Source organism: uncultured Thiodictyon sp., from assembly GCA_903837595.1.
Lineage (GTDB): Bacteria > Pseudomonadota > Gammaproteobacteria > Chromatiales > Chromatiaceae > Thiodictyon.
Map to the genome: position 1 here is coordinate 1 of CAILVI010000151.1, position 1,518 is coordinate 1,518.

Annotated in this window: 1 protein-coding gene and 1 pseudogene; both read right to left on the reverse strand. The window is 67.6% G+C overall.

Translation table 11 applies throughout. The features are described 5' to 3' along the window. Window positions 1–834 (reverse strand): annotated as a pseudogene (locus QZY44_RS08140) (hypothetical protein); the annotation flags it as partial. After that, the coding region (locus tag QZY44_RS08145) for a hypothetical protein (RefSeq protein ID WP_295444802.1) at window positions 831–1,518 on the reverse strand (688 nt) is incomplete at its 5' end. The gene QZY44_RS08145 and the pseudogene QZY44_RS08140, both read right to left, overlap by 4 nt.

Sequence of the window (1,518 nt, forward strand, 5' to 3'; positions counted from 1 at the left end):
CATGCTGTTAACTGAATAGCCGCCGCCGCCGCCGAAGCCACCGACGCCGCCGCGGCTGCGGCCGCCGCCGCCGAAGCCGCCGCTACCGGCGTACCCACCGCCGCCGCCGCCGAAGCCACCATTCGGGCTCGCCGGGGTGCCGCCGCTGCCGCCGTAACTTCCGGTACCGCCGTAACCGCCGTCACCTTGGGGTCCATAGCTGGCGAGGCCGTTGCCGAACAGGCCGCCGCCGGTCTCGGTGCTGTTGCCGAACATCCCGCCCCCGCCCCCGTTCAGGCCTGGCGCGCTGGCGCTATTCTGTCCGCCTTGGGCCGCATTGCCGGAGAAACCGACGGTATCGACCGTTACGGTGCCGTTGTAGACGAACAGGGCTCCGCCCAGGCCGGCCCCGCCGCCGCCGTTGAGCCCATCGCCGCCTTTGGCCTTGCCATTGTTCAGGTTCAGATTCCTGATCGTCACGAGGCCGGACTTGACGAACAGCGGGCGGTAGGTATTGCCGCCGCTGATGGTGCGGGTGGTGGCGTCGCTTTGCAGGGTGACGTCGCTGTCGATCAGGCGCGTCATCACCCCGGTGAGGGTCACATCGGTCGTCAAGATAATGAGGTTGCCGGTACAGCCCCCGCCGGGATGGCCGGATGGATAGGCGGTGGTCGGGGTCGCGCCGTTATTGGCAGTCAGGATCGCCCAACTGAGCGTCCCCGGCGTGCCGCCGGTGCCATCGTCGGTTGCGACGGTGACTGAACAGGTGACGGCTGCCTGGGCCGCTGAGCCGGCCAGCGCCAGTGCGACCGCCAGGGCCAGTTTGCCGGGGACGGGGAACGGGTGGGCGCTCATCGCAGGGACTCCTGGCGGTCGGTCAGCAAACCGGGGTAAAAGGTTTGGTAATAATCGCGAAAGTGCTGTTGCAGGTCGCGGGCAATGCGCGGTGGCACCGGATGCGGGGCGGGCGGTTGGATGCGGTCGAAGGTGCGGTGTGGGTATTTGAAGCGGTAATGGCTGTCGCTCTCGTGGGGCTTCACCGGCAGCGACTGCGGATTGAAGGGGGTCGGCTTGAGGCCCAGCCAGCGGTGGATGTCCTGCATGGCGGCCAGCGGCTCGGTCATCAGGTGCTCGAAGACCACGTAATAGATGTGCCGCTGCCACTCCTCCGGTACGTCTTGCAGGGCCTCGATGGACTTGAGTGGCCCACCGATCAGCCCGTCGGCGCCTAAGAGCTTGTCGGCACGGGCATAGCGCGAGAGGTGTGCGAGGTGATCCGGGAAGTCGAGCAGGCGGGTGCGCGCGTGTTGCCCCTCGATCGAGCCCAGGACTTGGCCCAGTTCGCGCACACACACCAACATGCGGAAATCCGGGTCGACCGACTGCACCGTCTCGATCTGTGCCAGCCAGCCGCGGTTCTTGTCCACCGCCCAGGGCCGTTCGGTCTCGGCAAACCAGCCGCCGACGAAGCCCTGCCAGGCGCGCGTGAGGCGCCCATAGGTGCGCTCAAAGTCCACGTCCAGTTGCGCCAGCAGAAAG